The organism is Agrobacterium sp. SORGH_AS_0440, assembly GCF_031453135.1.
Lineage (GTDB): Bacteria > Pseudomonadota > Alphaproteobacteria > Rhizobiales > Rhizobiaceae > Agrobacterium > Agrobacterium pusense.
Map to the genome: position 1 here is coordinate 2225967 of NZ_JAVIYR010000002.1, position 26540 is coordinate 2252506.

At 60.8% G+C, this 26540-nt stretch carries 27 protein-coding genes and 2 pseudogenes; 11 read left to right on the plus strand and 18 right to left on the minus strand.

The features are described 5' to 3' along the window. Positions 1-74: 74 nt before the first annotated feature. From QE453_RS20200 to rutR, 3 genes and pseudogenes are all read right to left on the minus strand, one after another. Positions 75-362 carry a hypothetical protein gene (locus tag QE453_RS20200; RefSeq protein ID WP_112556905.1) on the minus strand — a complete coding sequence of 96 codons (288 nt, stop codon included), beginning with the start codon at positions 360-362 and terminating at the stop codon, positions 75-77. Next, positions 343-666 (minus strand): annotated as a pseudogene (locus tag QE453_RS20205) (DUF2325 domain-containing protein); the annotation flags it as partial. The gene QE453_RS20200 and the pseudogene QE453_RS20205, both read right to left, overlap by 20 nt. A 264-nt stretch (positions 667-930) precedes the next feature. Next, entirely contained in the window at positions 931-1572 is a 642-nt protein-coding gene (gene rutR / locus QE453_RS20210) for an HTH-type transcriptional regulator RutR (RefSeq protein ID WP_082182803.1), read from the minus strand. Between the two features lie 259 nt (positions 1573-1831). On the opposite strand from rutR, the gene QE453_RS20215 reads away from it, so the two are divergent. The 11 genes from QE453_RS20215 to QE453_RS20265 all read left to right on the plus strand — a co-directional run bounded on the left by QE453_RS20215 (position 1832) and on the right by QE453_RS20265 (position 15576). Then, entirely contained in the window at positions 1832-3079 is a 1248-nt protein-coding gene (locus QE453_RS20215; RefSeq protein WP_004443253.1) for a Zn-dependent hydrolase, read from the plus strand. After that, positions 3076-3702, plus strand: a complete 627-nt coding sequence (locus QE453_RS20220) for an endonuclease domain-containing protein (RefSeq protein WP_309777839.1) — start codon at positions 3076-3078, stop codon at positions 3700-3702. Before QE453_RS20215 ends, QE453_RS20220 begins: the two co-directional genes overlap by 4 nt. After that, the gene (hydA, locus tag QE453_RS20225) at positions 3699-5156 is read left to right on the plus strand and encodes a dihydropyrimidinase (RefSeq protein WP_309777841.1); all 1458 of its coding nucleotides are present in this window, start codon (positions 3699-3701) and stop codon (positions 5154-5156) included. The genes QE453_RS20220 and hydA overlap by 4 nt, the downstream gene beginning before the upstream one ends. A gap of 2 nt (positions 5157-5158) precedes the next feature. Continuing rightward, entirely contained in the window at positions 5159-5593 is a 435-nt protein-coding gene (locus tag QE453_RS20230; protein ID WP_004443258.1) for an NUDIX domain-containing protein, read from the plus strand. Continuing rightward, a complete protein-coding gene (locus QE453_RS20235) occupies positions 5590-6384 on the plus strand; it encodes an ABC transporter ATP-binding protein (protein ID WP_278066965.1) in 795 nt (264 codons plus the stop codon). Before QE453_RS20230 ends, QE453_RS20235 begins: the two co-directional genes overlap by 4 nt. A gap of 246 nt (positions 6385-6630) precedes the next feature. Then, positions 6631-7506 carry an ABC transporter permease gene (locus QE453_RS20240; protein ID WP_309777844.1) on the plus strand — a complete coding sequence of 292 codons (876 nt, stop codon included), beginning with the start codon at positions 6631-6633 and terminating at the stop codon, positions 7504-7506. Then, on the plus strand, positions 7503-8375 hold the full coding sequence (locus QE453_RS20245) for an ABC transporter permease (RefSeq protein ID WP_309777846.1): 873 nt from the start codon (positions 7503-7505) through the stop codon (positions 8373-8375). Before QE453_RS20240 ends, QE453_RS20245 begins: the two co-directional genes overlap by 4 nt. A 21-nt stretch (positions 8376-8396) precedes the next feature. Next, the gene (locus QE453_RS20250) at positions 8397-9389 is read left to right on the plus strand and encodes an ABC transporter substrate-binding protein (protein ID WP_072494763.1); all 993 of its coding nucleotides are present in this window, start codon (positions 8397-8399) and stop codon (positions 9387-9389) included. 500 nt (positions 9390-9889) lie between these two features. Continuing rightward, positions 9890-11086, plus strand: a complete 1197-nt coding sequence (locus tag QE453_RS20255; RefSeq protein WP_006699561.1) for an efflux RND transporter periplasmic adaptor subunit — start codon at positions 9890-9892, stop codon at positions 11084-11086. Positions 11087-11099: 13 nt separating this feature from the next. After that, complete coding sequence (locus QE453_RS20260) at positions 11100-14420, plus strand: efflux RND transporter permease subunit (RefSeq protein ID WP_004443274.1); 3321 nt, start codon at positions 11100-11102, stop codon at positions 14418-14420. A gap of 466 nt (positions 14421-14886) precedes the next feature. Next, on the plus strand, positions 14887-15576 hold the full coding sequence (locus QE453_RS20265; RefSeq protein ID WP_006699560.1) for a Crp/Fnr family transcriptional regulator: 690 nt from the start codon (positions 14887-14889) through the stop codon (positions 15574-15576). Between the two features lie 68 nt (positions 15577-15644). Here QE453_RS20265 and QE453_RS20270 read toward each other — a convergent pair whose 3' ends face one another. The 15 genes and pseudogenes from QE453_RS20270 to QE453_RS20340 form a co-directional block, all read right to left on the minus strand. Continuing rightward, complete coding sequence (locus tag QE453_RS20270; protein ID WP_309777848.1) at positions 15645-16469, minus strand: MBL fold metallo-hydrolase; 825 nt, start codon at positions 16467-16469, stop codon at positions 15645-15647. A 3-nt stretch (positions 16470-16472) separates the two neighbouring features. Then, positions 16473-17084 carry an urease accessory protein UreG gene (gene ureG / locus QE453_RS20275; RefSeq protein WP_004443279.1) on the minus strand — a complete coding sequence of 204 codons (612 nt, stop codon included), beginning with the start codon at positions 17082-17084 and terminating at the stop codon, positions 16473-16475. Positions 17085-17329: 245 nt separating this feature from the next. Beyond that, the gene (locus QE453_RS20280) at positions 17330-18001 is read right to left on the minus strand and encodes an urease accessory protein UreF (protein ID WP_244455473.1); all 672 of its coding nucleotides are present in this window, start codon (positions 17999-18001) and stop codon (positions 17330-17332) included. Positions 18002-18004: 3 nt separating this feature from the next. Continuing rightward, positions 18005-18502 carry an urease accessory protein UreE gene (gene ureE, locus QE453_RS20285; RefSeq protein WP_244455472.1) on the minus strand — a complete coding sequence of 166 codons (498 nt, stop codon included), beginning with the start codon at positions 18500-18502 and terminating at the stop codon, positions 18005-18007. A 355-nt stretch (positions 18503-18857) separates the two neighbouring features. Continuing rightward, positions 18858-19394 carry a peroxiredoxin gene (locus QE453_RS20290; protein WP_006699556.1) on the minus strand — a complete coding sequence of 179 codons (537 nt, stop codon included), beginning with the start codon at positions 19392-19394 and terminating at the stop codon, positions 18858-18860. A gap of 155 nt (positions 19395-19549) precedes the next feature. Continuing rightward, positions 19550-20218 carry a TIGR02117 family protein gene (locus QE453_RS20295; protein WP_244455471.1) on the minus strand — a complete coding sequence of 223 codons (669 nt, stop codon included), beginning with the start codon at positions 20216-20218 and terminating at the stop codon, positions 19550-19552. A 12-nt stretch (positions 20219-20230) separates the two neighbouring features. Then, complete coding sequence (ureC, locus tag QE453_RS20300) at positions 20231-21940, minus strand: urease subunit alpha (protein ID WP_004443293.1); 1710 nt, start codon at positions 21938-21940, stop codon at positions 20231-20233. Positions 21941-21944: 4 nt separating this feature from the next. After that, a complete protein-coding gene (locus tag QE453_RS20305; RefSeq protein WP_004443297.1) occupies positions 21945-22589 on the minus strand; it encodes a hypothetical protein in 645 nt (214 codons plus the stop codon). A 4-nt stretch (positions 22590-22593) separates the two neighbouring features. Next, positions 22594-23010 (minus strand): lysozyme inhibitor LprI family protein, encoded by a 417-nt coding sequence (locus QE453_RS20310; protein ID WP_082074323.1) that lies wholly within the window; start codon positions 23008-23010, stop codon positions 22594-22596. A 3-nt stretch (positions 23011-23013) separates the two neighbouring features. Beyond that, positions 23014-23371, minus strand: a pseudogene (locus tag QE453_RS20315) (GFA family protein). A 1-nt stretch (position 23372) separates the two neighbouring features. Then, positions 23373-23678, minus strand: a complete 306-nt coding sequence (locus QE453_RS20320) for an urease subunit beta (RefSeq protein ID WP_006699550.1) — start codon at positions 23676-23678, stop codon at positions 23373-23375. A 20-nt stretch (positions 23679-23698) separates the two neighbouring features. After that, entirely contained in the window at positions 23699-23956 is a 258-nt protein-coding gene (locus QE453_RS20325; protein ID WP_045532186.1) for a DUF1272 domain-containing protein, read from the minus strand. Positions 23957-23964: 8 nt separating this feature from the next. Continuing rightward, entirely contained in the window at positions 23965-24267 is a 303-nt protein-coding gene (locus QE453_RS20330; protein WP_004443305.1) for an urease subunit gamma, read from the minus strand. A gap of 107 nt (positions 24268-24374) precedes the next feature. Beyond that, entirely contained in the window at positions 24375-25226 is an 852-nt protein-coding gene (locus QE453_RS20335; RefSeq protein WP_034498717.1) for an urease accessory protein UreD, read from the minus strand. Continuing rightward, a complete protein-coding gene (locus QE453_RS20340) occupies positions 25133-26386 on the minus strand; it encodes a polyhydroxybutyrate depolymerase (RefSeq protein WP_309777851.1) in 1254 nt (417 codons plus the stop codon). Before QE453_RS20340 ends, QE453_RS20335 begins: the two co-directional genes overlap by 94 nt. Positions 26387-26540: the final 154 nt, after the last annotated feature.

Genomic DNA, 26540 nt, shown 5'->3' on the forward strand with positions numbered 1-26540 from the left:
GCATCGTCACCCGGAGTGCGAGCTGAGCTCCCTCACACCTGGCGCCATCTTGCCCTCTCGGCAAGGATTTAACGCTAACCACGCGTCCAGCGAAACGGCAGAATGTTGCGGCCTTTTTCAGCGGCCACACCTGTTTGAAAGGCCGTCGTTTCACCCGGCTGGCGGGCGCGCTGATGAGGAAAGGTCACCACACTGCCGCCGCTTCCGGCAACGCGGCTGCGTCTTTCGCGTTCGCCGATGATGTCATAAAATTCCGTCGTGGCCGGATCGCTCGCCTGTTCGGCCATCTTGTGCAGTTCCACACCACACGGCCTGTCCGCGGTGCGGTGCTCGTCGGGAAAATTATTGCGCTCGTCGCTCATCGCTGGGGCTCCGTTCATTCATCGTCTGCAGCGCCCGCTCCAGACTGGATTTGCTGCCATTGCGCAGCGGAATGAACGTCTTGCCGAATTTCTTGCAACCGGACTTCACCCGCAGACACGCATCGTGGCTGATACAGTCGATCGGGCAGAAAACGCAGTCGACGGAAGGAAGCACGGTATCGATGCGCGAAACCGCCTCACGCAGGCCGCCGTCGTGGTGGATCAGTTCGGCGCCGAAATTGCTGGCGATCTGGCGAAGATGGGCAACCTGACAGTCACGGCCGCCGACATAAAGAAAGCTTTTCGGACCGGAAAGCTGCTGTTCGGCCACGTCCCGCTCGGTCTGGGGAGCGCCTTTGCCCTGCTTGCCGCCACGTTCGGCCTTCTTCTTTTCCTTGCGTGCCATTCCCTCACCTGCCGGTTGGTTTTTGATACCCCGATATCGGGCCCCGACGTTCGGGATGCCGGCACCATAATAAAGATGAGTTTGGAGTAAAGTATAAAGGTGATAAATTTCCTCATGTTTTTATGCGGAGGGCTTATCACATAATCGCGAGAAGCAGGCCGATCAGCCGCTTATCCGCAACCCGCCCATGAAAAGCTGTTCCAGATGGCGGGCCGCGTCTTCGAAACGTCCCTCGCCGCCATTCTTGTCGCCCAGAACCGCCCGCACCTGTACATCGAAATCGGCATAGTGCTGGGTGGTCGACCAGATTGAGAAAATGAGGTGGTAAGGGTCACATTTGGCCATCCGCCCGGCCTTCACCCAGGCGCGGATCACCTCGGCCTTCTCATCCACCAGCTGTTTCAACGGGCCTTTCAATTCATCCTCGATATGCGGCGCGCCCTGCAGTATTTCGTTCGCAAACAGCCGGCTTTCGCGCGGAAAATCACGCGACATTTCCAGCTTGCGGCGAATATAGGAGCGGATCTCGCTTTCAGGATTACCCTCGGCATCGAAAGCGCGCAGCGGGTCGAGCCACGTGTCCAGCACCCGCTCGATCAGGGCCCGATGCATCGCCTCCTTGGTGCGGAAATAATAAAGCACGTTCGGTTTCGACATGCCGGCCGCTTCCGCAATCTGGTCGATGGTGGAGCCGCGGAACCCATTCGTGGAAAAAACACTGAGCGCGGCTTCAAGAATCGCTTCCTGCTTTTCCTCCTGAATGCGGGTCCGCTTCTGTGTTTTCGCTGCGCGCGGTATGGCCATTCTCAGCTCTCTGTTTCTTTTCAATGCAATTGCCGCTACAGTATGCTTAAAAAATAATCGACGTTCATAGCTTAGGCAAAATTACTGCGTTTCGTCACAAATTCCCTTGCTGACGCCATCGCGAATTTGCAATGTTTACCAGCCGGTCAATTTATCCATCATCGCCGCCACAAGGCAATGGCTGTTATCTTAACCGGCAAAAAAGGGAACGGCACAAGCTTTGCTTTGATAAAAACAAAACAGGTGAGGACGACACTTCATGACGGCGGGTAAGAACTTGACGGTTAATGGCGACCGTCTGTGGGATAGTCTGATGGATATGGCGAAGATTGGCCCCGGCATTGCCGGCGGCAATAATCGCCGCACGTTGACGGATGAGGATGCGGAAGGCCGCCGCCTTTTTCAGCGCTGGTGCGAAGCGGCAGGCCTGACAATGGGCGTCGACCGCATGGGCACCATGTTCGCCACCCGCGCCGGCGAGGACCCGGACGCGCTACCCGTTTATATTGGCAGCCATCTCGATACCCAGCCGACCGGCGGCAAATATGACGGCGTGCTTGGCGTGCTGGCCGGTCTGGAAGTCGTGCGCAGCCTTAACGACCTCAATATCCGCACGAAACACCCCATTGTCGTCACCAACTGGTCGAACGAGGAAGGCGCCCGCTTTGCGCCTGCCATGCTGGCGTCGGGGGTCTTCGCCGGCATTCACGATCTCGATTACGCCTATAGCCGCACCGACACCGACGGCAAGACCTATGGCGAGGAACTGAAGCGCATCGGCTGGCTGGGTGAGGAAGAGGTCGGCGCGCGCAAGATGCACGCCTATTTCGAATATCACATCGAACAGGGTCCGATCCTCGAGGCAGAAAATAAACAGATCGGCGTCGTCACCCATTGCCAGGGCCTGTGGTGGCTGGAAGTAACGCTGACCGGCAAGGAAGCCCACACCGGCTCCACCCCGATGGCCATGCGCGTTAATGCCGGCCTCGCCGCCGCCCGCATTCTCGAAAAGGTGCAGGAAGTGGCGATGGCCCACCAGCCGGGCGCGGTGGCTGGCGTCGGCCAGATGATCTTCACGCCCAATTCCCGCAACGTGCTGCCCGGCAAAGTGGTCTTCACTATCGACCTCAGAACCCCCTCGCAGGCAAAGCTCGACAGCATGCGCGCCATCTTCGAGCGCGAGGTGCCCGCCATCGCCGAAGAACTCGGCGTCGGCTGCTCGATCGAAGCCATCGGCCATTTCGACCCCGTCACCTTCGATCCCGTACTGGTCGGGCGCGTACGCTCCGCCGCCGAAAGACTGGGCTACAGCCACATGGACATCATCTCCGGCGCCGGCCACGATGCCTGCTGGACGGCCAGAGTTGCCCCCTCAACCATGATCTTCTGCCCCTGCGTGGACGGGCTTTCCCACAACGAGGCGGAGGAAATTTCACCCGAATGGGCAAAGGCCGGCTGCGACGTGCTGCTGCATGCGGTGCTGGAGACTGCGGAGATCGTGGAATGACCGTGCCCACGATGGCAGGCCCCCTCATCCGGCCCTTCGGGCCACCTTCTCCCCGGCGGGGAGAAGAAACCGGCAGCGATGTTTTTGCCATTATCACTAGCGTCGTAAAAACCTGCGACGGTGCCTCCCATTTCTTCTCCCCGCCGGGGAGAAGGTGGCCCGAAGGGCCGGATGAGGGGGCAAGGGTCATGGTCAATCACACCGTTAAAAAAGCAGCAAAACGCCATCCAGGCAAAACCGCGCAGGCCAGAAAACTCCGCCGCGGGGAGACCGACGCCGAATACCGCCTCTGGTATGAACTCAAGGGCCGCAGGCTGAACGGTTTCAAATTCAGTCGACAGGTCCCACTTGGCGCTTACGTCGCCGATTTCGTCTGCCGAGAAAAAATGCTGATCGTCGAGCTGGATGGATCGCAGCACGCCGCCTCCAGGCATGACCTGCAAAGAACGCGCTGGTTGAACAGCCACGGCTACGCCGTTCTACGTTTCTGGAACCATGACGTTTTCGAAGACCTCTCCTCCACGCTCAATACCATCCTCGCTGTCTTGAACGCCGAGATATTCCTGCCCGATCATCCCGACCGTTATTCGCCAGCCCTCGCCACCGGGAACATAGTTCAATGACCGCCACCATCATCAAGAACGGTACCATCGTCACCGCCGACCTCACCTACAAGGCAGATGTGAAGATCGAGGATGGCAAAATCACCGAGATTGGACCTGATCTCACCGGCGGCACCGTGCTGGATGCGAGCGGATGTTACGTGATGCCCGGCGGCATCGATCCGCATGTGCATCTGGAAATGCCCTTCATGGGCACCTATTCCGCCGATGATTTCGAGAGCGGCACGCGGGCGGCGCTTTCCGGCGGCACGACCATGGTGGTGGATTTCTGCCTGCCGGAGCCGGGGCAGTCGCTTCTCGATGCCCTGCAACGCTGGGACAACAAGGCGACGCGCGCCAATTGCGACTACTCCTTCCACATGGCCGTCACCTGGTGGGGCGAGCAGGTCTTCGACGAGATGAAGACGGTGGTTCAGGAAAAGGGCATCAATTCCTTCAAGCACTTCATGGCCTATAAAGGCGCGCTGATGGTGAATGACGACGAGATGTTCGCCTCCTTCTCGCGCTGCGCGGAGCTCGGCGCCATTCCCTTCGTGCACGCGGAAAACGGCGATATCGTCGCGCAGATGCAGGAAAAACTGATGGCGGAAGGCAATGTCGGGCCGGAGGCACACGCCTATTCCCGCCCGCCCTCCGTCGAAGGCGAGGCCACCAACCGCGCCATCATCATCGCCGATATGGCCGGTGCGCCGCTTTACGTCGTCCACACCTCCTGCGAACAGGCCCATGAAGCCATCCGCCGCGCCCGGCAAAACGGCATGCGGGTCTATGGCGAGCCGCTGATCCAGCACCTGATCCTCGACGAAGGCGAATATGCCAATCCCGACTGGGATCACGCCGCCCGCCGCGTCATGTCACCGCCCTTCCGCAACCGTCAGCATCAGGACAGCCTCTGGGCGGGTCTCGCCTCCGGCTCGCTGCAATGTGTGGCGACCGACCATTGCGCCTTCACGACCGAGCAGAAACGCTTCGGCCTCGGTGATTTCCGCAAGATCCCGAACGGCACCGGCGGGCTGGAAGACCGCATGCCGCTGCTCTGGACCCATGGCGTGGCAACCGGCCGGCTGACGATGAACGAGTTCGTCGCCGTCACTTCCACCAACATCGCCAAGATCCTCAACATCTATCCGAGAAAAGGCGCGATCCTTGTCGGCAGCGACGCCGATATCGTTGTCTGGGACCCGGCGCTTACAAAGACCATCAGTGCGGCAAACCAGCAATCGGCCATCGATTACAACGTGTTCGAAGGGCAGAAGGTAAAGGGTCTGCCGCGTTACACGCTCTCGCGCGGGCTGGTGAGCATTGAGGAAGGCACCATCGAGACACAGGCCGGCCACGGCCAGTTCATCGCCCGCGATCCCTATCCGGCCGTCAGCCAGGCGCTTTCCACCTGGAAGGAGCTCGTATCGCCACGCAAGGTGGAACGCACGGGCATTCCGGCATCGGGCGTGTGATCATGAGCGAGCCGAAACGCGAAATCCTCATCGCCGCCGCCATTCTCCTCAACGAGAAGCGGCAGATGCTCGTGGTGCGCAAGCGCGGCACCACGCAGTTCATGCAGCCGGGCGGCAAGATCGATCCAGGCGAAACGCCGGAACAGGCGCTTCACCGCGAGCTGGCCGAGGAAATCGGCCTGACGCTGCCCGAAAATGCCGCGCGTTATGAAGGCATCTTTCGCGAGGAAGCAGCCAATGAGCCGGGCGCTGATGTCGTCGCCCATGCCTTTACCGCCAGGCTTCATTCCGAGGTCACCCCGCAGGCGGAAATCGAGGAAGTCCGCTGGCTCGATCTCGACCGCACCCCCGGCGTCACCATCGCCAGACTGACGGAAACCCAGATGCTGCCGCTGGCGCGCGCCGCACTTACGGAAAGTGAAACCAAGCCGCGATGAACCAGGCCTCTTCCTACTCCGTCGTTTCCGCCAGAAAACTGGGCCTCACTTTCGAAACGGGGGACGGCCCGGTTCACGCGCTGTCCAATGTCGATCTCGACGTGAAAAAGGGCGACTTCGTCTCCTTCATCGGCCCTTCCGGCTGCGGCAAGACGACCTTTCTGCGGGTCATCGCCGATCTCGAAAAACACACGTCGGGTGAGATCACCGTCAACGGCACCACGCCGGAAAATGCCCGCAAGGACCGGTCCTACGGCTACGTCTTTCAGGCCGCCGCGCTCTATCCATGGCGCAGCATCGAAAAGAACATCGCCCTGCCGCTCGAAATCATGGGTTACAGCAAGGCCGAGCAGCGCGAGCGCATCGACCGCACCATGGACCTCGTCAACCTCAACGGCTTCGGCAAGAAATACCCCTGGCAGCTTTCCGGCGGGATGCAGCAGCGCGCCTCCATCGCCCGCGCGCTCGCCTTCGATGCCGACCTGCTTCTGATGGACGAGCCCTTCGGCGCGCTGGACGAGATCGTTCGCGATCATCTGAACGAACAGCTGCTGAAACTCTGGGATACGACCGGCAAGACCATCTGTTTCGTCACCCACTCGATTCCGGAAGCGGTTTATCTCTCGACCAAGATCGTCGTGATGTCACCGCGGCCGGGCCGGGTGACCGATGTGATTGAATCCACGTTGCCGCGCGAAAGGCCGCTGGAAATTCGCGAGACGCCGGAGTTTCTGGCGATTGCGCATCGGGTGCGCGAGGGGTTGAAGGCGGGGCATAGCTATGAGGGGTGAGGTCAGCGCCAGCGTTACCCCCCTCCGCCCTGCCGGGCATCTCCCCCTCAAGGGGGGAGATCGGCAAGAGGCGCGACCACCGCTTCATTCGCAAACGTTGAGACGGGCGAGACCCCACCACGAGTCGATCTCCCCCCTTGAGGGGGAGATGTCCGGCAGGACAGAGGGGGGTAAGCTCCACCCACAAGTTAGAGGTAAGCCCCACCCTCAACGCGCAAATAAACCTCACCCACTGAGGGCCAACCCATGACCCTCCTCCGCCACCGCGTCCTCCCCATCCTCACCGTCCTCCTCGCCATTCTCGTCCTCTGGCATCTCGCCGTCATCTACCTCAACATGCCCTTCGCCCGCGACCAGGCCACCCGCGCTGGCCAGACGCCGGGCTTCCTCGAACTCCTGCCGCAAACCTTCGCACAGGAGCGCCCGGTTCTCCCCGCCCCGCATCAGATCATCGCGGAACTCTGGGATACCACCGTCAACAAGGCCGTCACCTCCAAGCGCAGCCTCGTCTACCACGCCGGCATCACGCTTTCGGCCACGCTGCTCGGTTTCGCCATCGGCGCGGTGCTGGGAATCCTGCTGGCGGTCGCAATCATCCATAACCGCGCCATGGACCGCTCCGTCATGCCGTGGATCATCGCCAGCCAGACGATCCCCATTCTCGCCATCGCGCCGATGATCATCGTTGTCCTGAACTCCATCGGCATTTCCGGACTGCTGCCGAAGGCGCTGATCTCGACCTATCTCTCTTTCTTCCCCATCGTCGTCGGCATGGTGAAGGGCTTAAGAAGCCCCGAAACCCTGCAGCTTGACCTGATGCACACCTATAATGCCTCACCGGCGCAGATCTTCTGGAAGCTGCGCTGGCCCGCCGCCCTGCCCTATCTCTTCACATCGCTGAAGATCGCCATCGCCATCGCGCTCGTCGGCGCCATCGTCGGAGAACTACCGACAGGGGCCGTCGCCGGTCTCGGCGCGCGCCTGCTCTCCGGTTCCTATTATGGCCAGACGGTACAGATATGGGCGGCGCTGTTCATGGCAGCCGGTGTCGCCGCCATTCTGGTATCGATCATCGGCGTCGCCCATGCCGCTGTCCTCAAGCGAATGGGAGCACGGCCATGACCAACCCCGGCTGGTTTATCGGCGCTATCCTTTTCTGGCTTGCGGCCTGGGCCTTCAACGAATGGCTGGTACGCCATGCCTTTATTTCCCAGACCGCGAAACGCATAAGCCGCCTCGCCGTGCCGCTGCTGTTCGGCCTTGCCATTCTGGTTCTCTGGGAAGGGGTGGTCCGCGGATTTTCCGTGCCGCCCATCCTGCTGCCGGCGCCGAGCGCCATTCTCGCCCGCCTTCTCGGCTCGCTGCCGATCCTCTGGGCGGATTTCCGCCAGACCTTCATCAAATCCGTACTGACGGGTTATGTCCTTGGCTGCGGCCTCGGGTTCCTCGTCGCCATCCTCATCGACCGCTCGCCTTTCCTGCAACGCGGTCTTCTGCCCATCGGCAATTTCGTCTCCGCCCTTCCGGTCGTCGGCGTCGCACCCATCATGGTGATGTGGTTCGGGTTCGACTGGCAGTCGAAAGTCGCCGTCGTCGTCATCATGACCTTCTTCCCGATGCTGGTGAACACGGTGCAGGGGCTTGCTGCCGCCAGCCACATGGAGCGCGACCTGATGCGCACCTATGCCGCCGGGTGGTTTCCCACGCTGATAAAGCTGCGCCTGCCCGCCGCCTGGCCCTTCATCTTCAACGCGCTGAAGATCAATTCCACGCTCGCCCTGATCGGCGCCATCGTCGCGGAATTCTTCGGCACGCCCATCGTCGGCATGGGGTTCCGCATCTCGGCAGAGATGGGCCGCAGCAATGTCGATATGGTCTGGGCCGAGATTGCCGTGGCGGCGCTCGCAGGTTCGGGCTTTTACGGTCTTGTGGCGCTCGCAGAACGGGCCGTCACCTTCTGGCATCCGTCCGTCCGTGGGGGACGAACGTAAATAACGAAAAAGGGAACAGCGATGAAAATGAAACTTGCATCCATGCTTCTTGCCGGGGCGTCACTGCTGACCGCATTTAGCGCTCAGGCAGCCGACAAGATCACCCTTCAGCTGAAATGGGTCACCCAGGCGCAGTTCGCCGGATATTACGTCGCCAAGGACAAGGGCTTTTATGAAGCCGAGGGCCTCGATGTCGATATCAAGCCGGGCGGCCCGGATATTGCGCCCGCGCAGGTTCTGGCCGGCGGCGGTGCTGATGTCATCGTCGACTGGATGCCGTCTGCGCTTGCCACCCGCGAAAAGGGCGTGCCGCTGGTCAATATCGCCCAGCCATTCAAATCATCGGGCATGATGCTGACCTGCCTGAAGGAAACCGGCATCAAGAAGCCCGAGGATTTCAAGGGCAAGACGCTGGGCGTCTGGTTCTTCGGCAATGAATATCCGTTCCTGTCGTGGATGGCGCACCTGAAAATTCCGACCACTGGCGGCGCCGATGGCGTTACCGTGCTGAAACAGGGCTTCAACGTCGATCCGCTTTTGCAGAAACAGGCCGCCTGCATTTCCACCATGACCTATAATGAATATGGACAGGTCCTCGATGCCGGCATCAAGCCTGATGACCTCGTCACCTTCAAATATGAAGACGAAGGCGTGGCGACGCTGGAAGACGGGCTCTACGTTCTAGAAGACAAGCTGAAGGACGCCAAGTTCAAGGAGGACATGGTCAAATTCGTCCGTGCCTCCATGAAGGGCTGGAAATGGGCCGAGGAAAACCCTGACGAGGCCGCCGATATCGTTCTCGAAAACGACGCCTCCGGCGCGCAGACCGAAAAGCACCAGAAGCGCATGATGGGCGAAGTGGCAAAGCTGACGGCCGGCTCGAAGGGTGCTCTCGACAAGGCGGATTACGAGCGAACAGTAAAGACCCTGCTCGGCGGCGGCTCCGACCCCGTTATCACCAAGGAGCCCTCGGGCGCATATACGACCGAAATTACCGACGCTGCGTTGAAGTAGGCGCAGGCGAAAAGATTGTATCGCGCGGCGATGACCGCGCGATTTTCTTGAATGACAACCTCTCTTCCGTCATCCTCAGGCTTGACCCGAGGATCTACCGACGTTTCGGTTGCGGCGATGTGCCTGGATCCGCGTCAAACCCGAGGATGACGGCGTATTAAGCGTTCTCAGAACTCCAGGCCGCGTCACGCATTGGTAACCCATCAAACCAATTACAACACCTCGACCTATACAAAAATGTATATCAACCCTCGTGGCTATGCGGATTGATTTGCACGACAACAAGAATTACAGTCCCGCCCACAAGACTGCCAAATTTGATCTTGTAGAAAAAGCACAGGGCAAAGGTGCTTGAGATTCGCGTTGAGGGGCGTTCGAATCGGGAGGATCGAAAAGGGAGTATTGTGATCCCTTGTTTCACATTCGCCATCGCATGACCTTTTAAGATACGGGCCGCAGCCTGCAGGACATGTGAGCGGATATTGCGCGAGCCAAGACATATGCAGCATAAAGTCACGTTTAACCGCATTCTTTTCCTTCTTCTTCTGTCCGCAACGGCGCTTCCCCTTCCAGCAGCCGCGGAGGGAGAGGCACAGGCGCCGGTGAAACAGCAGAACGTGCCCTCGATCATCGTCGCGCATGTCGCAAAGCGCGACCTCGTGGACCGTGTTATCGCGACAGGCACAATCCGCCCGGTGGACGAAATCTACGTCCAGCCCCTGGTCGACGGCCTGTCGATCGACACGTTGAACGCCGATATCGGCGACCGGGTGGCGGCGAATGCGGTTCTGGCCGTCCTGTCCTCCGATAGCCTCGTCCTGCAAAAGAGCCAGCTCGAAGCCAACAAGGCCAAGGCCGAAGCTTCCGTCACCCAGTCCAAGGCGCAGGTGCTGGAGGCGCAGGCCAATCTGGCAGACGCCCTTCGCCAGCGCGACCGCGCCGCCAAGCTCAGCCAGACCGGTTCAGGCTCCATTTCCGAAACGGAAAAGACCGAAGCCCTCGCGCAGGTGGCGCAGGCTCGCCTCGATGCGGCTAAGCAGGCCGTTTCCGCCGGCGAAGCCGACATCAAGGTGGTTGACGCGCAGATCGCCGATATCGATCTCAAGCTCACGCGCACCGGCGTGAAAACCCCGGTCGCCGGCATCGTTTCAGCCAAGAACGCCAAGGTGGGCGCGATTGCCAGCGGCGCCGGAAACCCGCTTTTCACCGTCATCAAGGACGGCGCCATCGAACTTGTTGCCGATCTTTCCGAAACCGACATTCAAAACGTGAAAGTCGGCCAGAAAGCCTATTTGACGGTTGCTGGCGGAAGAGCGAAAATAGAAGGCAAGGTGCGCCTCGTTTCGCCGACCGTCGATCCGACGACGCGCCTCGGTTCCGTGCATGTGGTGCTGCCGGAAAACAGCCCGGCGCGATCGGGCATGTATGCCAGCGCAGAGATCGTGATCGAGGAGACGAATGCGCTCGCCTTGCCGCTTTCGGCTGTCACTTCCGGGCGTGAAGGCTCGACCACCCGCAAGGTAGAGGGCGACGTCGTCAAGCAGGTGAAGATCGAGACCGGCATAGAAGACGGTGGATTCATCGAGATCGTCAGCGGCCTTGCCGCTGGAGACAAGGTTGTCGAGAAAGCTGGAGCATTCGTGCGTGATGGTGACCGGATAAGACCGGTGGAAGCCCAGACGGCTGCGTCCAACTGACTGAGGGAATGAAATGAACTTCTCCGCATGGTCAATCCGTAACCCGATTGCGCCGCTTCTCGGCTTCGCGCTTTTGATGATGCTCGGCATGCAGGCGTTCAATACGCTGCCGATCACCCGTTTTCCGAATATCGACGTGCCCGTCGTCGCCGTCACCGTGACCCAGAGCGGGGCTTCGCCCTCCGAACTGGAGATGCAGGTGACGAAGGAGATCGAGGACGCCGTTGCCGCCATCAGTGGCGTCGACGAAATTCAGTCCACCGTGGTCGACGGCCAGTCGACGACAACGGTCGTGTTCCGCATCGAAAAACCGACGGAAGAAGCGGTTCAGGACACCAAGGACGCCATCGACAAGATCCGCAGCGATCTTCCCTCCGATATCGAAGTGCCCGTCGTCAGCAAGATCGACGTCGAGGGACAGGCGATCCAGACCTTCGCCGTCTCTTCGCCGAACATGACGCTGGAGGAACTGTCCTGGTTCGTGGATGACACGATCAAGCGCTCGCTGCAGGGCCAGTCCGGCATCGGCAAGGTCGACCGTTACGGCGGCGCGGACCGCGAGGTGCGCGTTTCGCTCAGCCCCGAAAAGCTCGATGCCTATGGCATCACCGCGACAGAAGTCAACAGCCAGCTGCGCGGCACCAATATCGACCTCGGCTCCGGCCGCGGCCAGGTGGGCGGCAACGAGCAGACCATCCGCACGCTGGGCGATACACGCGATGTAAGCCAGCTTGCCAACACCACGATTGCGCTTTCCAACGGCCGCTTCGTCAAGCTTTCCGAACTCGGCACGGTTACGGACACATATGAAGAGCAGAAGTCCTTCTCGCGCTTCAACGGCAATCCGGCCGTCACCTTTGCGGTGTTCCGCTCCAAGGGCGCGAGCGAGGTTTCGGTCGCCGAAACCGTCGCGCAAAGTCTCGATCAGGTCCGCAAGGACCACCCCGATGTCTCGATCGAGATGGTCGATGACGCCGTCTATTTCACCTATGGCAACTACAAGGCCGCACTGGACACGCTGATCGAAGGCGCGATCCTCGCCGTTATCGTGGTCCTTCTCTTCCTCCGGAACTGGCGCGCGACACTGATCGCCGCCGTGGCGCTGCCGCTTTCCGCGATCCCGACCTTCTGGATCATGGACATCATGGGCTTTTCGCTCAACCTCGTCAGCTTCCTCGCGCTTACGCTCGCCACGGGTATTCTCGTGGATGACGCCATCGTGGAAATCGAGAACATTGCCCGCCATATCAAGATGGGCAAGACACCCTATCGAGCGGCCCTCGAAGCAGCCGATGAAATCGGGCTTGCCGTCATCGCGACCAGCTTCACCATCATCGCCGTCTTTGTGCCCGTCTCGTTCATGCCGGGTATTCCGGGCCAGTACTTCATCCAGTTCGGCCTCACTGTCGCCTTCTCTGTATTCTTCTCGCTGGCAGTGGCCCGTCTCATCACGCCCCTGATGGCGGCCTATCTGATGCGCGCCGAAGACGCGATGGACGATCACCACGACAATGACGGCAGGCTGATGAAGGCCTATACGCGCATGGTGACCGCCACCACACGGAAATGGTGGGCGCGTTATCTCACGCTATTGGGAGCGATTGCCTTCCTCATCGCCTCAGTGATGCTGTTGAGCCAGGTCCCCGGCAGCTTCCTGCCGCCTGATGACGCCTCGCGCGTCACCCTGTCCGTTGAACTGCCGCCCAATGCGACGCTGGATGAGACCGACCGCACGACAACGCAGATCTACCAGGCGATCCGTGACATCAACGGCGTGGAAAGCGTCTTCATCCTCGGTGGTGCTTCGCCCAAGGGGGACCTGGAGCTGCGCCGCGCCACCGTCAATGTCATCCTTGAGCATATCGATCACTCGCTGCTGAAAACCCTCGTGAACAAGGGGCTCGGCTCCATTCCGCTCATAGGCCAATATCTTCCCAAGCTGGAGGAGAAGGGCCGTACACGTCCGCAATGGGATGTCGAGCGGGATATTTTCGCGCAGGTGCGTGGCATTGCGGATGTTCGCATCATCAAGCTGAACGACCGCGCGGAACGCGAGCTTTCCTTCAACTTCCTTTCAACCAACGAGAAGGATCTGAACGACGCCGTGGGCATTCTCGAAAGCCGCCTGCGCGCTTCGCCCATCCTTGCCAATGTCAGTTCGGAAGGCGCTCTGCCCCGTCCCGAACTGCAGATCCGCCCGCGCAAGGATGAGATCGCCCGCCTGGGCATCACGCCGCAGCAGATTTCGCAGACCGTGCGCGTCGCCACCATCGGTGATATCGATGCGCAGCTGACGAAAATCTCGCTGGATGACCGGCAGATCCCGATCCGCGTGCAGGCTTCGCTCGATACCCGCCGCGATCTCGCCACCATCCGCGCCTTGAAGATCAAGACCGCCTCCGGTTCGCTGGTGCCGCTCTACAGCGTGGCCGATATTGATTACTCGGAAGGCCCGAGCTCGATCAAGCGCAACGACCGCAACCGCGTCGTCTCCATCGGCTCGGATGTGCCTTTCGGCACGGCGCTCGATACGTCGACGGCCGAGTTCAAGCGCATCGTTTCGGAAACCAACCTGCCGGCAAGCGTTCGGCTTGCCGAAAGCGGTGACGCCAAGGTGCAGGGCGAAATGCAGCAGGGCTTCGTCAACGCCATGCTGCTTGGCCTGATGCTGGTGCTGGTCGTGCTCATCCTGCTGTTCAAGGATGTCATCCAGCCCTTCACCATCCTGTTCTCGCTGCCGCTTGCCATCGGCGGCGTGGCAGTCGCGCTCATCATCACCCAGAACGCGCTCTCCATGCCGGTTCTCATCGGCATCCTGATGCTGATGGGCATCGTGACCAAGAACGCCATCCTGCTGGTGGATTTCGCCATCGAAATGCGCCGTCACGGCATGGAGCGGGTGCATGCCATGGTGGAGGCCGGCCGCAAGCGCGCCCGCCCGATCATCATGACCTCCATCGCCATGTCGGCAGGCATGTTGCCCTCCGCGCTCGGCGTCGGCGAAGGCGGTTCGTTCCGCGCACCGATGGCGATTGCGGTCATCGGCGGCATCATCGTTTCCACGGTGCTGTCGCTGATCGTGGTGCCGGCCTTCTTCCTGATAATGGACGACCTGTCGCGTCTGCTCGCCCACCTCTTCGGCCGTTTCGTCGGCAAGAAGGAAGAGGAGGAAGAGGCCCTCTCCAACGAGAAACTCTCGGAGATCGCCCGCGAAAACAGCCTCGCGCTTTCCTCGCTGGAGGCACGGGTGGCGAGCATGGAAAAGGGCAGCGGCGACAAGGCCGCGGACAAGGGCAGCAATATATTGCGACTGCCGCCGCTTGCCGCGGAGTGAATGCTGCAGCTTGAAGATTGAGACGCCGGGTCATGTGCCCGGCGTTTCCATATACTTTGGGAGAGCACGACATAGCAGATCGTTTCTTCTCCCCGCCGGGAAGAAGGTGGCCCGAAGGGTCGGATGAGGGGGCAAGCTCTCCTGATATCTCGACCCTCGCCCCCTCATCCCGCTGCCGCGGACTTCTCCCCCTCGGGGAGAAGAAATATGCCGCACGCGCTCGCTCCATATTTCCCTTGTGATTGGAAGCATGAGCAGCCCCATCATTTCCTTCCTCACAACGGCCGCACCCCCGTTTGATCGAAATCAATTCGCTTTCCACCTGAACTGCTAGTCTCTCTCGCATCGGGAATTGCCGGTCGAGGATAATGCGATGAGTTCAGTGCAGATGGGCGTGAGGGGCAAGGAACATCCCCGGTTTCGTATCGCTTCGGACAGCCCGGCAAAAGGTTTGAGCGGGAGCCGAATGGACGTGAACAAGACCGTGAAGCTGAGCAACAGGGACAGGAACATTCTGCTGCGTGCGCCCTTGATCGGGATCGCGGATGACGCGGTGGCGCTGAAGCTGATGGAGGCGGCGACCATCACCAATGTGAATGCCCGCCATGTGCTTTTTAAGGAAGGCGAATTGGCCCAGCATTTCTATTGCGTGCTGTCGGGTTATGTCAGGCTCTACCGGCTGGACAGGCACGGCCGCGAGGCGGACGTGCGCGTCAGCGGCCCCGGCGATACCTTCAATGAATGCCTGATCTTCGGTAGCGACACCTATCGTTACAGCGCGCAGGCGGCGGAAAGCTGCACCGTGGCGCGTTTCGAACTCACCAGGCTGCGCAGCCTGATCGATCAGGAACCGGCCATCGCCAAGGCCGTCATGCGCTGCCTGTCCAACAGCCTGCTGGCCGCCATGGACTGCGTTGCCAATGACCGCCTGCAGACGGCGCCGCAGCGTGTCGCCCATTACCTCATCAATCAGGGCCCGCGCGACGCGACATCCTTCTCGCTCAGGTTGCCGTTCCAGAAAAGCCTGCTCGCCGGCAAGCTCGGCCTTGCGCCGGAGGCCCTCTCCCGCGCCTTCTCCACCCTGAAAAAGTCCGGCGTCACGGTGCGCGGTCGCATCGTCCAGGTCAATGACGTGGCGGCGCTGAAACAGATCTGAAAATACGGGGAGAGGACGAAGGGCGGGAGGCCATCAGGCATTCCGCCCTTCGGGGTATTGCACGGAAGTCATCCAGGCTGCGGCATAAAACCGAAACTGTCGCCCCGCCGCTCGACCGTAAAAAAGCCGCCGAGATGGCCGCCGGACACCAGCCAACCATGGTCAGCCGCCGCCGACAACGCTTCGAGACGCGTCGCGTGGGCGAGTTCAGAATCGATATCATAGACAAAAGCAATTCCGGGATCGGCCGCCTGCATGTCCCCGACATGCAGCACATCGCCCCATAACATCAACCGCTTATCGTCTCTTCCTATGAGGTAAGCCATCTGTCCGGCCGTATGACCGGGCACCGCGATTGCCTCTATGTCCTCGGCAACCGTCCCCACCGAGATCGGCCGCAACATCGCGCCGCAAATATCGATCAGGCGGGCAGCCAGATCGAAACCGCCCTGCCGGGCGGGCGGCAATGTCTTTCGCGCCTCTGCACTGGTGAAAAAGGCAAGATCGGCCTCCGGCACCCATATCTCCGCCTTGGGAAAATAAGGCCGGTCGCCATCGATGAGGCCCAGCGCGTGATCACCATGAATATGGGTGAGGATGACACGGCTGACATCATCGGGCTGAATACCGGCGGCAATCATAGCCGCGCGGGCATGGCCATAGGCCTCGCCCCAGGCCGTGCCGCAGCCGGCATCGATCAGCCAGATGCCCTCAGGTCCCGAAAGCGTGAAGCAGTTGACGTCCATATCCACTGTTTCGCCGTGATGGCCGGCAAGGGCCGCAGCCAGCGCTTCGGCACCCTGGCGGTGAATGAGATGGCTGACCGGTGCCTTGTAGACACCGTCGACAAAACGGGAAACTTCGTAAGCGCCGAAACGGCGGGGCATCGTCATTATTCAGAGACCGCCCTGCTCTTTCAGGAAACCGACGATGCGGTCCACGCCATCGCCCCGTTTCATGTCGGTAAACACGAACGGCATGGCGTTGCGCATGCGGGTCGCATCACTGTCCATGACGGTCAGATCGGCACCGACATAGGGCGCAAGGTCCTTCTTGTTGATGACGAGCAGGTCCGAACGGGTGATGCCCGGCCCGCCCTTGCGCGGAATTTCCTCGCCCTGGCAGACGGAAATCACATAGATGGTGATATCGGCAAGATCAGGCGAAAAGGTCGCCGCGAGGTTATCACCACCGGATTCGATGAAGACCACGTCGAGATCGGGAAAGCGCTGGTTGAGCCCCGCAATCGCCTGCAGATTGATCGTGGCATCTTCGCGAATGGCCGTATGCGGGCAACCGCCCGTCTCCACCCCGACGATCCTTTCGGAAGGCAGCGCCTGCATGCGCACCAGTGCCTCGGCATCTTCCTTGGTATAGATATCATTGGTGACGACGGCGACCGAATAATCGGCGCTCATCGCCTTGCAGAGCTTTTCCGTCAGCGCCGTCTTGCCGGAACCCACCGGCCCGCCAATCCCAACGCGCAGCGGACCATTACCCGATTTCATCACTCTGTTCCCTTCACTATGCTGTGGTCCAATCTTACGACAACCACTCAACAGCTCAAATATACGCAAGGATCGTGCCACTTGTTTCTTCTCCCCGCCGGGGAGAAGGTGGCCCGAAGGGTCGGATGAGGGGGCTGGCTCTCGGTATATCTCTACCCTTGCCCCTCATCCCGCTGCCGCGACCTTCTCCGCGGCGGGGAGAAGAAACAAGTGGCACGCGCTCGCCCCATCGATTGCCGTCGCTTTCACGAACGGAAAAGCCGTGTCCCCTGTGTTTCATGACGCATCGCCGCCGTATCGGCGATGATCGTGGCGCTGCCGAGGTCATCAAGCGTGGATTGGACGGCCCGTGCCGCCACCTCGGCAATCCCCGCCTCGCTTGCGGCGAGAATGGCAACGCCATCTTTCTGGCCCGCGACGCCGAGACGGATAGCGGCAGAAACGATCTGTGAAACACCTGCATGCAGAAAGGCGGCAAGCGTCTCGCGCAGCGGCACGCCGTGGCCAGCGGCCACAGCGCCTATGGCAACGGGATAGGGAGCCTCTTTCGGCAACAGCTCCAGAACCTCGTGCGGCCAGGCGCTGGCGGCGGAAACGAAGGCGTCCCCCAGAAGCACTGTCTCCCGATAACGCTCCGCCGAACCGGCGAGCGCGCGGCCAAGATCAGCGGTTTCGCCGAGTGCTGCGGCATCCTGCGAGCATCGCCAGGCATCTGCCAGAAAAACCGCGTCGTTCCACAGGCTGCCGTGGTGCAGCAGCGTTTCCACCCAGCCGCTCAACTCGGCGGCATCACGCACACGCCCGTCCTCCACCGCCTTTTCCAGCCCGCCCGAATAGGAAAAGCCGCCGACAGGAAACGCCGGCGACATCCAGGCCATCAGGCGCAGCAGCGCGGCGACGCCGCTTTCCCCGCTCACGCCTCAGCCGTGATCATGATGGTGGTGGCCATGCCCGTGCCCGTGATCATGGCCATGCGAGTGGCCGCCATGGGCGTGATAAGCGCCGCGCGCCGGCTGAAACGGCTCTTCCACCTCGCGCACTGTGGCGCCCAGACCTTCCAGCATGGCTCGAATGACATGGTCACGCAGGATGAGAATACGCTCCTCCTCGATCTGCGCCGAAAGATGCCGGTTGCCCAGATGCCAGGCGAGCTCGATCAGGTGAAGGCGGTCCTTCGCCTTGATTTCGAACAGCTTTTCATCCGCCGCACGAACCTTGATCAGATCGCCGTTTTCGACCACCAAAAGGTCGCCATGGGCAAACAGCACGGCTTCCTTCAGGTCTAGCATCACCATCTCGTCATTCTGCAGGTGCAGAAGCTTGCGGCGCAGATGCCGCTGGTCATGCGCCAGCGTGACATAGCCGGAGGGCTCGTCGGCAGGGGTTCCGGCCGGGTGATAGGAGGTGACGCGCAGCATGGGATGATCCGTTTCAGAAACAGTCTTTGGGGGTCTGATTTTTGACGGATAGGCGGGGGGATTTCAAGGTGGATACAATGCAAGGCGTGAAAAAGGCCGGCATTGCCGGCAGAAAGACTTGAGGCGTCCGGCAACTACTCCTCCGTCATGCCGGACTGGATCCGGCATCCAGTCACGGCGCGTCTGCGCCGTGAGAGGAGTCTTTCGCGATCAAGGACTTGATCGCACTGGACCCCGGATCTGGTCCGGGGTGACGGTGTGCGGATGAGGCGGCACCGCGAAAAACAATCACGTCCCAGAAAACGAAAAAGCCCGGTATTGCGGCCGGGCCTTCGTAAAAATCGTAAAACCAAAATCAGGCCGCAGCGCGGCTTTTCAGGTTTTCCAGAATGTTCTGCGGCGAGGAAACGCCGTAGGGGTCGCTATCGCAATTGTCCGAATAGCCTTCTTCCTCGAACCACTGCTCGACGACGCCATCGTTGATGACGGCGGCGTAACGCCAGGAGCGCATGCCGAAACCGAGATTGTCCTTGGCGACCAGCATGCCCATCTTGCGGGTGAACTCGCCCGAACCGTCAGGGATGACCTTGACGTTTTCGAGGTTCTGACCCTTGGCCCAGGCGTTCATGACGAAAGCATCATTGACCGACAGGCAATAGATTTCATCGACGCCGAGCGCACGGAACTCGGGTGCGAGTTTTTCGAAATCAGGAAGCTGGTAGGTCGAGCATGTCGGCGTGAAAGCGCCGGGCAGCGAGAAGAGGACGACCTTCTTGCCCTTGAAATAATCGTCGGAGGTCATGTCCTGCCAACGGAAGGGGTTCGGGCCGCCAACGGCCTCATCGCGAACGCGCGTGCGGAAGGTTACGGCGGGCACTTTTTTGCCGAGCATGTCTTGTCTCCTGTTCTGGCGTTTTGCGAGGCATCGCTTGGGATCGATCCGCGCGGAATTCTTTTGCCGTTTCCATAGCGCAAGACGCGCTGCGGTGCAGCATAAAAATGGGATTCCAGCCGCCAAATGCGCGAAATGCCGCACGGAATTGGGGATCAATTGTGCAGGTCTATCGACCAGCGTAACAGCGGCGGCAAGGGCGTCCACCAACCGGTTTGAACGCCCGCTTCCCGCAACATCGCGGCTGACCACGTGTTACAGCCGGCGAGTGCATTGAACTGGCCATTCGCCTCGAAAAAAGCGTCCGTCAGGCCGTAGCCGGCGCCGGATACCGGCCTGACACCGTCATCATTTCCGGCAAAACTCGCCCGGATGCCCGCGACGAGACGCTGATAACCCGCTTCGGAAATTCGAAGCCGTTTCACTCCGGCGAGATCAGCGGGAAAATCACCTGTCACATCCACATGCATGACGGAGCTGTCCAGCGTGAAAGAGCGCAGAACCGGCATCGGTTTCAAATCGGCCCAGGTGGGCGTCTGAATGTAAAACGAGCGGCCGCCCCAGCCGAACACCAGATAGGCCGCAGCTGGATGATTGACCGCGATCCCACCCTCCTGCAACGCGGCAAAGACCCGCCGCAGATCGTCATCAACCGGCAGGGCGATATCGGTGTGGATCGGGTTGGATAAGAGCAGGATTTCCCTGCTCTTTTCGCCTTCACCCACCTGCTCGGCAAAAAACGGGCGCGGCGCAACCGTGCCCAGCACAAGAAGCAGGAGGAGCAGCAGCAGGCCGCCGCCGATCCATCGTGTCAGGCGTCTCAAGAGCGCCTGCCGTCAGAACAGGAAATAACGCTGCGCCATCGGCAGCACGGTCGCCGGTTCACAGGTCAGAAGCTCGCCATCCGCACGTACTTCATAGGTCTCGGGGTCAACCTCGATATGCGGCGTCAGCGAATTGTGGATCATCGAGGCCTTGGAAATGCCGCCGCGCACATTCTTCACCGGCAGCAGCTTCTTCGCGACGCCAAGGCGCTGGGCAAGGCCGGCATCCAGCGACGCCTGCGAGACAAAGGTCACCGAGGAATTGGTGCGCAGCTTGCCATAGGCGGCAAACATCGGCCGATAATGCATCGGCTGCGGCGTGGGAATGGAGGCATTCGGATCGCCCATCGGCGCGGCAGCGATCGAGCCGCCGAGCAGCACCATTTCCGGCTTCACGCCGAAAAACGCCGGGTTCCAAAGAACCAGATCGGCACGCTTGCCGACTTCGATGGAGCCGATCTCGTGGCTGACACCCTGGGCGATGGCCGGGTTGATGGTATATTTGGCGATGTAACGACGAACACGGAAATTGTCGTTTTCGCCGGTCTCTTCCTTCAGGCGGCCACGCTGGCGCTTCATCTTGTCAGCGGTCTGCCAGGTGCGGATCGCCACCTCGCCGACACGGCCCATGGCCTGACTATCGGAGGAAATGATCGAAAACGCGCCGATATCGTGGAGAATATCCTCCGCCGCAATGGTTTCCTTGCGGATGCGGCTTTCGGCAAAGGCGATATCTTCGGGGATGGACGGCGACAGGTGGTGGCATACCATCAGCATGTCGAGATGTTCCGCCAGCGTATTGACGGTGTAAGGCCGCGTCGGGTTCGTCGAGGACGGAATGACGTTGGGATTACCGCAGACCTTGATGATGTCAGGCGCGTGGCCACCGCCCGCCCCTTCGGTGTGGAAAGCGTGGATGGTGCGGCCCCGGATAGCCGCAACCGTGTCTTCCACGAAACCGCTCTCGTTCAGCGTGTCGGTATGGATCATCACCTGCACGTCATATTCGTCGGCCACCGTCAGGCAATTGTCGATGGCGGCGGGCGTCGTGCCCCAGTCCTCATGCAGCTTCAGCGAGGAGGCACCGGCGAGGATCATTTCTTCCAGCGGAGCCGGCAGAGAGGCATTGCCCTTGCCCGCAAGCGCGAGGTTCATCGGGAAAGCATCGAAGCTTTCGATCATCCGCTCGATATGCCATGCGCCGGTGCAGGTGGTGGCAAGCGTGCCGTGCGCCGGGCCGGAGCCGCCGCCAAGCATGCAGGTCACACCACTCATCAGCGCTTCCTCGATCTGCTGCGGGCAGATGTAATGGATATGCGCGTCCATGCCGCCGGCCGTCAGGATCTTGCCTTCGCCGGCAATCGCTTCCGTCGAGGGGCCGACGATGATCGTGACACCCGGCTGCGTATCCGGGTTGCCCGCCTTGCCGATGGCGTGAATGCGGCCGTTCTTCAGGCCCACATCTGCCTTGTAGATGCCGCTATGGTCAACGATGACGGCATTGGTGATGACGGTATCGACAGCGCCCTCTGCCCGCGTCGCCTGGCTCTGGCCCATGCCGTCGCGAATGACCTTGCCACCGCCAAATTTCACTTCCTCGCCATAGGTCGTGTGGTCCTTCTCGATCTCGATGAAGAGTTCGGTATCAGCAAGACGCACCTTGTCGCCAACGGTCGGGCCGAACATGCCGGCATAGGCGGCGCGGGAAATCTTGTATGGCATGGGTTCAGGCTCCTTCGGACGCGGAGAAAATCGATGTGGGGGAAAATCGTGTCAGCCGGCCCGTTCCCGCAAGGGCATCGACCAGCTGTTGTTCGGCGGTAAAGGGATGGCCGCTCCAGCCCTGGTGGCTGAAACCGGCAATCGTCACCTCGTCATCATCGCCGCTGACATTTTCAAGAACATGGGCAATGGCAACGAGCCCGGTGCTGGGGCAGACGTATGGTGCGGGCTTATAGGCTTCGAGCGCCGTATCGAGCCTCTCATGCACACCGCGAGAAATAACGACATGGCTCTTGCCGCCAGCTCGTGCGATGGCCGCGAATTCGCCGGTATAATCGGCGCAGAAATCAGTGAGTTCCGGCCAGGCTGCGCGGATGCCGGGTTCCATTTCGGCAAATTTCGCAGGATCGCGCACCGACCAGATGGCGGCGGCTTGGCGCACACCATGGCTCTCGCGCCATTCGCTTCCCTCGGTCATCTCACGGCCCGGCCGCCCGGTGTTGCACACGGCCACGACATCGGTGCGCGTACCGCCCAGCCCAAGAGACCGGCAATCATTAAAACGGACGACGATATCCGACCGGTCGATAAGCAGGGCCGCGCCTGGCGGGAGCTCCCCGTTTCCGACGATCGTGATCCGCCGCCCCATGGGTTCAGAAACCTTCCGAGAGTTGGCGCAGTTCTTCCGCCCGCTTGCCGCTCGTCTCGGCCAGGCAGGAAGAGATCAGCATCGGCTCCATTGAGCCGCCACGCGCCTGAAAACCGGCAAGTGCGCAATTGGCGTCACGGAACGCCACCCATGCGCGCTGAGCTGTCACCAGCGCGTCGGTTGCACCCTTTCCATCCGCATCCGCCGCCTTGTCACGTTCGATGAGCAGCTTGCGCAGCTTCTGATAAGCGACATTGAGCTCTTTGTCGGCCTTTTCGTAATCCTTGCCGGCGCAAATCGTCATGTCCGCCTGCGTCTGCGGTTCCTTGCAGTTCGGCTCCTGCGCGGCAACCGGCATGGAAATACCGGCGGTTACGCAGATGAGAGCGGTCATGACGAGGTTGTTCTTGCTGATCGCCATCGCTCAGGCCGCCGCGCCGTCATAAGCCTGCGGGCTTCAGCGCCCGCGGATCGACGCCATCGAGACAATTGGCATTGACCGCCACCATCGGCGTACCGTCAGGCCCGTCGGCATAGGCAAAGCTTTCAATGCCGCAGGTGGAGCAGAAAAAATGATGGATCCTGTGTTTGTTGAAGAGATATTCACTCAGCGTGCCCTCGCCGGAAAGCAACGTGAACTTGTCACGTGGCGCGAAGGCGAGCGTGGAGCCCAGACGTTTGCAGCGCGAGCAATTGCAGACAACAGTGTGATCGAGATCGGCATCGACCTCGAAGCTGACGCTGCCGCACTGGCAGCTTCCATGATAATGCGCCGTCGCCATTTCATAACCTCCCCATGACCTGTTGACGGAAACCATAAACCTCCCGCTTGCCGGAAAGCGGCACCAGCGTCACTTCCCGCTTCTGGCCAGGCTCGAAACGCACCGCCGTGCCGGCCGGAATATCGAGACGCATGCCGCGCGCCTTTTCGCGATCGAAAATGAGACCCGCATTGGTCTCGAAGAAATGGTAGTGGCTGCCCACCTGCACCGGCCGGTCGCCCGAATTGGCCACTTCGATCGTCACGGTCGGCTGGCCGGCATTGAGTTCGATGGTGCCTTCGGCGGCAATGATTTCGCCTGGTTTCATCGGTGTTCCCCTTATCGTTCTTATGCGGCCGTGGCTGCCGCGCAGCCTTCCGCCTTCAGCACCCGTTTTGTCGATGCCGGGTTATTGATGAGCTTTCCCGCCGGGCGGACGGGCCTTCGCACCAGTTCGCCACCGCAATTCGGGCACGCGCCCTTGAGCACGCCGGTCACGCAATCAGCGCAGAAAGTGCATTCGAACGAGCAGATCATCGCGTCCCGGCTGTCGGGCGCTAGATCACGGTCACAGCATTCGCAATTGGGCCGAAGTTCCAGCGCCATACGTCACCTCACCGGATCGGTTCGTGAACGGTCACCAGCTTGGTGCCGTCAGGGAAGGTCGCTTCCACCTGCACATCGTGGATCATCTCGGCAATGCCGTCCATTACCTGATCACGGGAAATGACATGCGCGCCCGCCTCCATCAGGTCGGCCACGGCGCGGCCATCGCGTGCGCCCTCCACCACGAAATCGGTAATCAGCGCAATCGCTTCGGGATAATTCAGCTTGACGCCGCGCTCCAGCCGGCGGCGCGCCACCATGGCGGCCATGGAAATCAGCAGCTTGTCTTTTTCTCTTGGGCTAAGGTTCATCGTCGTCCCACGGCTTGGCATCTGCTCCACAAACGAGGTTTGCTGGAGACCAGATCCGACATTTGACAGACCCCGAAGAACGCCTGTCACTAGACGATCCGAGGGGTTTACAGATTCCAGACTTTCGGCACTGGCGCGCCGTTTCGCAAGAGCGAAATGATCGGAAAAAGCAATTTTCTCAAGGAGAAACCATCAGCAGCGGACACGCGCACGACGAGCTTGCCCTGCCACTCGCTGGCACCGCCGCTTTCCCCGGCAATCGCCCGGATTTTAGGCAGAAGCGCCTCGGCCAGAGGCCCGATGTAAAGCAGCGTGGCAAAGGCAACCTGCCCGGCCAGAACCGCAGGTTTCGCGGTCAGCGCCGCCACCTCGCCCGCAAGCAGAAGTTCTTCGGCATGCACCAGCTTGCCGCCGTGGCGAATGCGCCAGCGGTCGCGGAAAAGCCCGTGCGTCATCACCTCGCCCATGGCCTGGCGGCCAAGCAGCACGGCTTCGACGGCGATGAATTCTGAGGACTGGTCAAGATCGGCTTCCAGCCTTCGCGTCAGCGACGCGCGGTCGAAGAGGATCGTTTCCTGCGGCAGCCAGTGCAGCTTCGCACCCGGCCCGGCGGAAACACGCGCGGTCACGGTGGCTGTGCCCGACGACGCCTTGTAGACCTTCTCGCAGGCCTGCGTGGTGACCACAAGCGAGGTACCGGCGCCGGCGACTGCCTGCCATTCAAGTTCGTCTCCGCCGGTCAAACCACCGGAGGAATTGATGAGAATGGCTTCTGCTTCGTTCGAGTAGGTTTCCGGCAGGCGGATTTTGGCGCAGCCCTCCTGAAACAATTCGTCCAGCCGGCTGCGCCCTTCAACTGCCTTGGTTACAATGCGTCCTCTGCCACGGGCGCGCTGTTGCCGGACAGGTTGAGCGTCTTCGCAACCGGAAGGGCTGATGGCTTGCTGTTGCTGCTGCACGGGGTCTCCGAAGCGGTTGCGGAAGCGGGATTGGCCTTGGCGACGCAATCCTTCTTGACGACGGCGTCCACGACAAGCTGACCTTCCGTGTTTCGGAAGAAATCCCACATTCTCTCGGCTGCATCAACAGTCCGCGTCACTTCGCCTGTGGGCATCTTGCGCTCCACGGCGGGCTCCGCCTTCGGTGTCTGCTCGCCGCCCGGCTTGCGGGTAACAACGGCGTTTGCGGCCAGAACCTCGGCCTTCATGGTGGCGCGCGGCCAGGCGTGGTCCCAGTCGTTGATGACATAGGACTGGATACGAGCGCCTGCCTTGCAGACATCGTAAGAATTGACCGTGAAGCTCTCGCCCACCTTGCTTTTGGCGGCGCCCTTGCAACCGTCCATTTCAGCCCAGCGCTTCAGCGCCGTCTCGCCGCTATATTGCCAGTAGGATTTGCCGCCGCCCTGATAGGGATTGGCTGGATCCTTCAGCCCGGCAAAGGCGATGATAGACATCGGCCGCGCCGGTGTGCAGCTTGCCGCATCCGGTGCCCATTTGCCTTCGGTCTCCAGCGGATAACCCGCGCGCAGCGACGCGACAAAACCGGCGGCATTAAAATCCTTGGCTCCGGTGCAGATGAATTGCGACAGCATGCGCCCGCCGCCAGAATAACCGGAACCGTAAAAACGTTCCTCATCGACGCAGAACTTGCCTTTCACCATGGCAATCGCTTCATGAATGAAGCTCACCTCGTCCAGCCCGCCGGGGCGTGTTGTAACGCCGGGGACATTCCAGGCATGGGTGCCCGGCAACTCGCCGTTCAGGCTGCCCGCCAGCGCCACGACCATGAGACCGTCACGCTCTGCGAGCTTGTCCCAGCCGCTGCGGTTCAGCTGGCCATGCGGATTGCTGTTCGAGCCGTGGAAATCGAATACGACAGGCAGGGGCTTATTTCCATCATAGGCGGATGGAACAAAATAGACGCCGTCGCGTTTTTGCCCGTTAGAGAGAATGGAAAAATCATGCCGACCCGGTTCCATGCCGGGGCCAATACCCTGACCGCAGGTCGATGCCGACGCTGCGGCTCCTGCGCCTGCGCTGATCGCCAGCCCAAGAAGCAGGCTGCGTGCGGAACGAACCAACCGGGAGGCCCGGCCCACTGCAAAGTCTTGAATCATTGACACGCCTTTATTGGCACAGTTTCCCGACGATACGTCGGACGTGCGTGGAATGTAAGGGATCAACTGTCGCGGCGTGCGAATAGACTTTTCCTGTGTCTCGCATGCAGCATTTCATCCGCCCAATACCATAGGCTTTTACTTAATGAAACGC